Here is an 8,752-nt window from a genome sequence, read left to right on the forward strand (position 1 = left end):
GGTCGGGGTCCTCGAAGGCGACCTGACCGTGGCGTGGGCAACCCGCACGGGCACGGAAACCAGCACCGTGGCGTGAGGATCGCCCGGCTCGCAACGGGGGTTCCAGGGGGTCGCCCCCCTGGGAATCACTGCGCGAGCATGTCGGCGGTGAGGTTGGCCTCGGTGCCGGGGATGCCCTGGTCGCCAGCGCGCTTGTCGGCCATGGCGAGGAGGCGGCGGATCCGGCCGGCGATGGCGTCCTTGGTGAGGGGCGGGTCGGCGAGCTGGCCGAGCTCCTCCAGGGAGGCCTGCTTGTGCTCCAGGCGGAGGCGCCCGGCGTTGACGAGGTGCTCGGGGGCGTCGTCGCCGAGGATCTCCAGGGCGCGGGCGACGCGGGCGCCGGCGGCGACGGCGGCGCGGGCGGAGCGGCGCAGGTTGGCGTCGTCGAAGTTGGCGAGGCGGTTGGCGGTGGCGCGGACCTCGCGGCGCATCCGGCGCTCCTCCCAGGCCAGGACGCTGTCATGGGCGCCGAGCCGGGTGAGCAGGGCGCTGATCGCGTCGCCGTCGCGGACGACGACGCGGTCGACGCCGCGGACCTCGCGGGCCTTGGCGTGGATCTTCAGGCGGCGGGCGGCGCCGACGAGGGCGAGGGCGGCCTCGGGGCCGGGGCAGGTCACCTCCAGCGACATGGAGCGGCCGGGTTCGGTGAGGGAGCCGTGCGCGAGGAACGCGCCGCGCCAGGCCGACTCGGCGTCGCAGGCGGCGCCGGCGACGACGTGCCGGGGCAGTCCGCGGACGGGCCGGCCGTTGTTGTCGATGAGGCCGGTCTGCCGGGCGAGCGACTCGCCGTCGCGGAAGACGCGCACGACGTAGCGGTTGCCCTTGCGCAGGCCGCTCGGGGCGAGCACGACGACCTCGGAGGTGTGCCCGAACACCTCCGAGATGTCCTTGATCAGCCTCCTCGCCGCCACACCGGTGTCGATCTCGGCCTCGATCACGATGCGGCCGCTGACCAGGTGCAGGCCGCCCGCGAACCGCAGCAGCGTCGAGACCTCGGCCTTGCGGCAGCACGGCTTCAGCACCGTGAGCCTGCTCAGCTCGTCCTTGACCACACCGGTCATCGCCATCTGATGAACCCTCCCCCTATCGGACTTCCAGCAGTGTGGCCGATCCCGGCCGCGCCGGTCGTCACTCGGTGAATATCTGTACGAAGGCTTGGGCCAGACGGGCGGGTTCATGACGCGGCGATCCGTCGTCGGCGGCGACGTCGGCCAGCACGAGACGTCCGCCGAGGTCCTTGACGGCCTTGTCGAGAGCGTCAGGGTCGTCCACGACCCCGCGGTCGGCGAGGACGACGTCCACGCGCAGGTCGGGCGCGTGCGCCTGCAGCACCTCCAGGTGGGTCTGCGGCGAGAAGTCGTCGGTCTCGCCGGGCTGCTGCGCGAGGTTCAGCGCGACGACGCGGCGGGCGCGGGAGGTGGTGAGGGCGCGGGCCAGCGCGGGCACCTTCAGGTGCGGCAGGACGCTGGTGAACCACGAGCCGGGGCCGAACACGATCCAGTCGGCGTCGTCGACGGCGGCGAGGGTCTCGGGGCAGGCGGGCGGATCGGCCGGCACCAGCGACACGCCGAGCACGCTGCCGGGCGTCCTGGCGCACGCCACCTGGCCCTTGACATGGGTGATCTCGTCGGGCCTCGCGGGGTCGGCGCCGCGCACCTCGGCGACGATGTCCATCGGGACGGCCGCCATCGGCAGCACGCGGCCGTGCGCGCCGAGCAGCCGGCCGACCCAGTCGAGCCCGGCGACGGTGGAACCCGGTGAGGCGCCGTCGCCGCCGAGCAGCTCCCACAGCGCGACGATGAGCAGGTTGCCGACGGCGTGGCCCTGCAGGTCGCCCTCGTTGCGGAAGCGGTGCTGGACGACGTCCCGCCAGGTCTGGCCCCACTCGTCGTCGCCGCAGAGGGCGGCGAGCGCCATCCGCAGGTCGCCGGGCGGCAGCACGCCGAGCTCGCGGCGCAGCCGGCCGCTGGAACCGCCGTCGTCGGCGACGGTGACGATCGCGGTCAGCCGGTCGGTGACGCGGCGCAGCGCCGACAGCGACGCGTAGAGGCCGTGGCCCCCGCCGAGCGCGACGACCTTCGGGCCGAGGGGCTTCACCGTGCCGTTTCTCTCCTCGTCCGGGACTCCCGCCGGGTCCCGGCGCGGTCCGTCATTCGCGGCCGAGGTCACGATGGGCGACCTGCACCTCGATGCCCTCGTCCCGCAGCCGGGCGGCGATCTGTTCCGCCATGGCAACACTACGGTGTTTTCCACCGGTACATCCCACGGCAAGCGTCACGTAGTGCTTGCCCTCGCGTTCATACCCGTCGGCGAGGAGCCGCAGCACCTCGGCGTAGGCGTCCAGGAACTCCTTGGCGCCGCGCTGCCCGAGGACGTAGTCGCGGACGGCGGCGTCGCGGCCCGTCTTCGGCCGCAGCTCCGGCACCCAGTGCGGGTTCGGCAGGAACCGGCAGTCGACGACGAGGTCGGCGTCGACCGGCAGGCCGTACTTGTAGCCGAACGAGACGACGGTGGCGCGCAGGCTGGACTCGCCGCTGTCCGTGCCGAAGAAGCCGATGATCTTGTTGCGCAGCTCGTGCACGTTGAGGCCGCTGGTGTCGATCACCAGGTCGGCCTCGGCGCGGACCTCGCGGACCAGGTCGCGCTCGCGGGCGATGCCGTCCACCAGGCGGCCGTCGCCCTGCAGCGGGTGGGGGCGGCGGACGCTCTCGAACCGGCGCACGAGGTCGGCGTCGCCGGCCTCCAGGAACACCACGCGCGGGTGGACGCCGCGGGCCTCCAGCTCGGCGATCGAGGAGTGCAGGTCGTCGGTGAACGCGCGGCTGCGGACGTCCACGACGACGGCGATGCGCGGCACCGCGTCCTTCACCCGGCCGCCGAGGTCGGCCATCGTGGCCAGCAGCCCGGGCGGCAGGTTGTCGACCACGAACCAGTCGAGGTCCTCGAGCGACTTGGCCGCGGTGCTGCGGCCCGCCCCGGACATGCCGGTGACGATCACGATGTCCGGGATCTTGGTCTCGCTGGTCATCCGCTACTCCCCCTGTGCTCCCCGTCGTCCCCGCCGGGTCCCTCGCCCCCGCCGTCCGGCGGCGCGGCGCCGCCGTGCAGCGCCGCCACGATGCTCTCGGCGCTGCGCATGCCGATTCCCGGGACCTCGGCGACCTGCGCGGGCGTCGCGTCCTTCAGCCGCTTCAGCGACCCGAAGTGCTTCAGCAGCGCCGCGCGGCGCGCCGGACCCAGACCAGGAACGTTATCGAGTTCGCTGACCGTCATGGACCTGGACCGCCGCTGCCGGTGGAAGGTGATGGCGAACCGGTGCGCCTCGTCGCGGACCCGCTGGACGAGGAACATGCCCTCGCTGTTGCGCGGCAGGATCACCGGGTCGCTCTCGCCGGGAAGCCAGAGCTCCTCCAGCCGCTTGGCGATCCCGCACACCGCGATGTCGTCGACGCCGAGCTCGTCGAGGGCGCGCTGCGCGGCCGCGACCTGCGGGGGGCCGCCGTCGACGAGGACCAGGTTGGGCGGGTAGGCGAACTTGCGCGGCCTCCCGGTCTCCGGGTCGATCGGCTGGTGCGCGCCCTCCTCCGGGTCGCCGAGGGAGTCGAGCTCGCCGGTCTTCTCGCTCTCGGCCAGGTAGCGCCTGAACCGTCGGGTGATGACCTCGTGGATGGAGCGGACGTCGTCCTGCCCCTGCACGGCCTTGATCGTGAACCGGCGGTACTCGCTCTTGCGGGCGAGGCCGTCCTCGAACACGACCATGGACGCGACCACGTCGGTGCCCTGCAGGTTGGACACGTCGTAGCACTCGATCCGCAGGGGCGCGTCGTCGAGCTCCAAGGCTTCCTGGAGCTCCTGCAGCGCGCGGCTGCGGGTGGTGAGGTCGGAGGCGCGGCGGGTCTTGTGCTGCTTGAGCGCCTCGTGGGCGTTGCGCGCGACCGTCTCCAGCAGGGTCCGCTTGTCGCCGCGCTGCGGGACGCGCAGCCGGACGGGCCCGCCGCGCTGCTCCGACAGCAGCTCGGTCATGGCCTCCACCTCCGGCGGCAGGGCCGGGACGAAGACCTCGCGGGGCACCGACTCGCTCTCGCCGTAGATCTGGATGAGGAAGTGCTCGACCAGGTCGGCGGTGGTGACGTCCTCGACCTTGTCGACGACCCAGCCGCGCTGCCCGCGGATGCGGCCGCCGCGCACGTAGAACACCTGGACGGCCGCCTCCAGCTCGTCCTCGGCGAAGGCGACCATGTCGCAGTCGGTGCGGTCGGGCAGCACGACCGCCTGCTTCTCCAGGGCGCGCTCCAGGGCGCGGATGTCGTCGCGGAGCCGGGCGGCGCGCTCGTACTCCTGGGACGCGGCGGCCTCGCGCATATCGCGTTCGAGGCGCTTGATGAACCGGGTGGTGTTGCCCGCCATGAAGTCGCAGAAGTCCTCGGCGAGCAGCCGGTGCTCCTCCGGCGAGACGCGGCCGACGCACGGCGCCGAGCACTTGCCGATGTAGCCGAGCAGGCAGGGGCGGTCGAGCTGGTGCTGCCGCTTGAACACGCCGGCGCTGCACGTGCGGACGGGGAACACGCGCAGCAGCTGGTCGACCGTCTCCCGGATCGCCCACGCGTGGGAGTACGGCCCGAAGTAGCGCACGCCCTTGCGTTTGGCGCCCCGCATCACCATCACCCTCGGGAAGTCCTCGTTCAGGGTGACGGCGAGATAGGGATAGGACTTGTCGTCGCGGTAGCGGACGTTGAACCGGGGGTCGAACTCCTTGATCCAGGAGTACTCCAGCTGGAGGGCCTCGACCTCGGTGCCGACCACTGTCCAGTCGACGCGCGCGGCGGTCTGCACCATCGTCTGGGTGCGGGGGTGCAGGGCGGAGAAGTCGGCGAAGTAGGAGTTCAGCCGCGAGCGCAGGTTCTTGGCCTTGCCCACGTAGATGACCCGGCCGTGCTCGTCGCGGAACCGGTACACCCCCGGGGATTCCGGGATGGAGCCGGGTGCGGGTCGGTAGGTCGCCGGATCTGCCACGCTCGAAAGCCTAATGGGCGGCACCGACACGCCGTGCCCCGCGCGGCCGGAGGCCCCCGCCGATCCGGAGGGTGACGTAGATCTCTCCCCTCCGCCCGGATGTTCGCAAACCATGCGGAAAGGGAGGGTCAAACGGTTCCGCGGATCCGGAAGGGGGTCGTTGCGCACGTGTCCGCGCTCTGGGCTTGGATCGTCCTGGCCGCCGTCGTCGGCACGTCCGTGATCGTCGTGGAGGGGGGCCGCCGGCTCGTCGCGGGCCGGCTGTCGCACCGCTGGCCCGGCGCCGGACGGGTCGCCCGGCGCTGCACCGCGCCCGCCTTCGCGTTCGCGGTGGTGGTGAGCTCCAGCACCGCGATGCCGTACCAGTTCATCGGCGGGCACGCCGAGGACGTGGTCCGGCACGCGATGCGGATCGCGGCGATCGGCGCCTCCACGTGGCTGGTGCTGCGGATCGGGTACGCGCTGAGCGACCCGCCGCTGACGCGGCTGATGCGGATCGAGGGCGAGCGCAACCGGCGGGCGCGGCGGGCCCGCACCCAGATGCTGCTGCTGCGCCGCATCGCCGCCGTCATCATCGTGGTGCTCGCCGTCGGAGCGGCGCTGTTCACCTTCCCCGCCGTGCGGGCGGTCGGGGCGGGGGTGCTGGCCTCGGCGGGCGTCGCCGGCCTGGTGGTCGGCATCGCGGCCCGGCCCACCCTCGGCAACCTGCTCGCCGGGCTGCAGCTGGCGTTCAGCGACGCGCTGCGGCTGGACGACGTCGTCGTCACGCAGGGCATCTGGGGCCGGGTCGAGGAGCTGACGCTGTCCTACGTCGTCCTGCAGCTCTGGGACGACCGGCGCATGATCTTCCCGGTCTCGCACTTCACCGAGCAGCCGTTCGAGAACTGGACGCGGCACTCCAGCCGTCTGCTGGGCTCGGTCGAGCTGCACGTGGACTGGACGGTCCCGGTCGAGGACCTGCGCGCCGAGCTGTACTCGGCGCTGAAGGACAACCCGCTGTGGGACCAGCGGGAGTGGATGCTGCAGGTGGTGGACGTGCTGCCGAGCGGCCTCGTCACGGTGCGCGCGCTGATGAGCGCCGCCGACTCGGCGAGCACCTGGGACCTGCGCTGCGACGTGCGCGAGCACCTGGTCTCCTACATCCGCGACCGCCACCCGGAGGCCCTCCCCCGGCTCCGCATCGGCCCCGAGCCGGTCGCGGACGGCGCCGAGGCGGGGGCCGGCGACCCGCCCCCGGCCACCGAGGAGGAGGTGGCGGAGGGGCGGCACGCCGACGGCGCGCGGGCCGTCCCCCGCGAGGACGGCCCGGCGCGCGCGAAGTCGCTCAGGCGAGCATGATCTTTCCGCCCTGGACGGTGACCTTCTTCGCCGCCAGGGGCTCGTCGGCGGGCGGGCTCGCCACCGACCCATCCGTGATCTTGAATTTGCTGCCGTGGCAGTGGCAGTTGATCGTGCCCCCGGACACCGATCCGACGCCGCACCCCCGGTGGGTGCAGGTCGCGGAGAACGCCGTGAACTCGCCCTGGCGGGGCTGGCAGACGACGACCTTGGCGTCCTCGAACACCTTGCCGCCGCCGACGGGGATCTCGCCCACCGAGGCCAGAGCCGCGCCCGGCCCGCCCTCGGAGCCGGCTCCGCCCCCGTCGTCGCCCGACCCGCCGCACGCCGCCGCCAGCCCGGCCACGCCCGCGAGTCCGGCGCCGATGAGCAGCCCCCTGCGGGTGCCGCCCGCGGCGCCGTCCCCCGGCGCGCCCTCCCCCGGCGCGAGCTCCGTTCCGTCCGCCTGCGTCTCGGACCTGTGTGGCATCCTCGCCCCTCCGGTGACCTCTGTCGGTTCCTGGCCGTCACCGGGAATCACGGATCCGCGAGCGCGCCGGTTCAACGCGGGCCCGACTCGATGATCAGGTGACGACGATGCCGCCGCCCTCGACCCGCACGGGGTACTCCTTGAGGGGCTCCTTCGCCGGACCGCGCTGCACCGAGCCGTCGGCGATCCTGAACTCGCTGCCGTGGCAGTGGCACTTGATCAGCCCGTTCGAGACCCCGCCGACCGTGCAGCCCTGATGGGTGCACACCGCCGTGAACGCCTTGTAGGCGCCCTGGCTCGGCTGGGTCACCACGACCTTCTCGTCGCCGTAGACCTTGCCGCCGCCGACCGGGATGTCGGCGGCCTTCGCGACCTGCTTGCCCTTGAGGTCCGCGGCGGGCGTGGCCCCGCCCCCGGACGCGCAGCCCGCGAGGGCCGCGGCGCCGAGCGCCCCCGTCCCGCACAGCACCGCACGCCGGCCGACTCCCCCGCTCCCGGCGGCCTCGGCGGCCCCGGGCGTCACTTCGTCTTCCATGGCTCCATCCTGGTGGACGGCCTCACCCGTCCCGCACCGGCCCGCCTCCGGGCACTCAGGCGAGGAGCTTCTTGAGGAACTGGCCGGTGTGGCTGGCCTCGACCTCGGCGACCTCCTCGGGGGTGCCGGTCGCGACGACCGTGCCGCCCCGCGAGCCGCCCTCGGGGCCCATGTCGATGATCCAGTCGGCGGTCTTGATGACGTCGAGGTTGTGCTCGATGACCAGGACCGTGTTGCCCTTGTCGACCAGGCCGTTCAGCACGCCGAGGAGCTTGCGGATGTCCTCGAAGTGCAGGCCGGTGGTCGGCTCGTCGAGCACGTAGATGGTGCGGCCGGTGGAGCGCTTCTGCAGCTCGGAGGCCAGCTTGACGCGCTGCGCCTCGCCGCCCGACAGGGTCGGGGCGGGCTGGCCGAGCCGGACGTAGCCGAGGCCGACGTCGTTCAGCGTCTTCAGGTGCCGGTGGATCGCCGTGATCGGCTCGAAGAACTCCGTGGCCTGCTCGATCGGCATGTCGAGCACCTCGGAGATCGTCTTGCCCTTGTAGTGGACCTCCAGGGTCTCCCGGTTGTAGCGGGCGCCGTGGCACACCTCGCACGGGACGTAGACGTCCGGCAGGAAGTTCATCTCGATCTTGATGGTGCCGTCGCCGGAGCAGTTCTCGCAGCGGCCGCCCTTGACGTTGAAGGAGAACCGCCCGGGCTGGTAGCCGCGCACCTTCGCCTCGGTGGTCTGCGCGAACAGCTTGCGGATGTGGTCGAACACGCCGGTGTAGGTCGCGGGGTTGGACCGCGGGGTGCGGCCGATCGGCGACTGGTCGACGTGCACGACCTTGTCGAGCTGGTCGACGCCGTTGACGCGCTTGTGCTTGCCGGGGACGGTCTTCGCGCCGTTCAGCTTCTTCGCCAGCGAGTTGTAGAGGATGTCGTTGACCAGCGTCGACTTGCCGGACCCCGACACACCGGTGACCGCGGTGAGGACGCCGAGCGGGAACGCGACGTCGACGTCGCGCAGGTTGTTCTGCTGCGCGCCCTTGACGGTGACCTCGCGGCCCCGGGTGCGGGGCCGCCGGATCTGCGGGACGGCGATCTCGCGGCGGCCGTCCAGGTAGGCGCCGGTGAGGGAGCGCTCGGACTTCTTCAGGTCCTCGACCGTGCCGGAGACGACGATCTCGCCGCCGTGCTCGCCCGCGCGCGGGCCGATGTCGACGATCCAGTCGGCGGCGGCGATGGTGTCCTCGTCGTGCTCGACGACGATCAGGGTGTTGCCCATGTCGCGCAGCCGGAGCAGCGTCTCCAGCAGCCGGTGGTTGTCGCGCTGGTGCAGGCCACCCCGTGTCAGGAATGGGAGCCGAGATGCC

General features: G+C 72.6%; 8 protein-coding genes. 1 reads left to right on the forward strand and 7 read right to left on the reverse strand.

Translation table 11 applies throughout. The features are described 5' to 3' along the window. Positions 1-125: 125 nt before the first annotated feature. The 4 genes from whiA to uvrC form a co-directional block, all read right to left on the reverse strand. Positions 126-1,106 (reverse strand): DNA-binding protein WhiA, encoded by a 981-nt coding sequence (gene whiA / locus AB0C69_RS32735; protein ID WP_179835305.1) that lies wholly within the window; start codon positions 1,104-1,106, stop codon positions 126-128. 61 nt (positions 1,107-1,167) lie between these two features. Then, a complete protein-coding gene (gene yvcK / locus AB0C69_RS32740; RefSeq protein WP_345184325.1) occupies positions 1,168-2,136 on the reverse strand; it encodes a uridine diphosphate-N-acetylglucosamine-binding protein YvcK in 969 nt (322 codons plus the stop codon). A gap of 52 nt (positions 2,137-2,188) precedes the next feature. After that, on the reverse strand, positions 2,189-3,067 hold the full coding sequence (gene rapZ / locus AB0C69_RS32745; protein ID WP_345184323.1) for an RNase adapter RapZ: 879 nt from the start codon (positions 3,065-3,067) through the stop codon (positions 2,189-2,191). After that, positions 3,064-5,052, reverse strand: coding sequence for an excinuclease ABC subunit UvrC (gene uvrC / locus AB0C69_RS32750; protein ID WP_345184320.1), 1,989 nt, complete (start codon positions 5,050-5,052; stop codon positions 3,064-3,066). Before uvrC ends, rapZ begins: the two co-directional genes overlap by 4 nt. 168 nt (positions 5,053-5,220) lie before the next feature. Here uvrC and AB0C69_RS32755 point away from each other — a divergent pair, with 168 nt between their 5' ends. Beyond that, complete coding sequence (locus AB0C69_RS32755; protein WP_360358808.1) at positions 5,221-6,390, forward strand: mechanosensitive ion channel domain-containing protein; 1,170 nt, start codon at positions 5,221-5,223, stop codon at positions 6,388-6,390. On the opposite strand, the gene AB0C69_RS32760 is transcribed toward AB0C69_RS32755, so the two are convergent. The 3 genes from AB0C69_RS32760 to uvrA all read right to left on the reverse strand — a co-directional run. Next, positions 6,377-6,859 (reverse strand): Rieske (2Fe-2S) protein, encoded by a 483-nt coding sequence (locus tag AB0C69_RS32760; protein ID WP_360358809.1) that lies wholly within the window; start codon positions 6,857-6,859, stop codon positions 6,377-6,379. The two genes, AB0C69_RS32755 and AB0C69_RS32760, sit on opposite strands and share 14 nt — an antisense overlap. Before the next feature lie 94 nt (positions 6,860-6,953). Beyond that, positions 6,954-7,394: a Rieske (2Fe-2S) protein gene (locus tag AB0C69_RS32765; protein ID WP_345184313.1), complete on the reverse strand. Its 441-nt coding sequence runs from the start codon at positions 7,392-7,394 to the stop codon at positions 6,954-6,956. A gap of 55 nt (positions 7,395-7,449) precedes the next feature. Beyond that, positions 7,450-8,752, reverse strand: a 1,303-nt coding sequence (gene uvrA / locus AB0C69_RS32770) for an excinuclease ABC subunit UvrA (protein WP_360358810.1), incomplete at its 5' end; no start/stop codon positions are given.

The organism is Actinomadura sp. NPDC048032 (assembly GCF_040653175.1).
Classification (GTDB): domain Bacteria; phylum Actinomycetota; class Actinomycetes; order Streptosporangiales; family Streptosporangiaceae; genus Spirillospora; species Spirillospora verrucosospora.

Bases quoted from the DNA above. Each gene is read 5' to 3' on its own strand.
- AB0C69_RS32760 (WP_360358809.1), bottom strand. From the start codon at position 6,859: ATGCCACACAGGTCCGAGACGCAGGCGGACGGAACGGAGCTCGCGCCG.
- rapZ (WP_345184323.1), bottom strand. From the start codon at position 3,067: ATGACCAGCGAGACCAAGATCCCGGACATCGTGATCGTCACCGGCATG.
- AB0C69_RS32765 (WP_345184313.1), bottom strand. From the start codon at position 7,394: ATGGAAGACGAAGTGACGCCCGGGGCCGCCGAGGCCGCCGGGAGCGGG.
- whiA (WP_179835305.1), bottom strand. From the start codon at position 1,106: ATGGCGATGACCGGTGTGGTCAAGGACGAGCTGAGCAGGCTCACGGTG.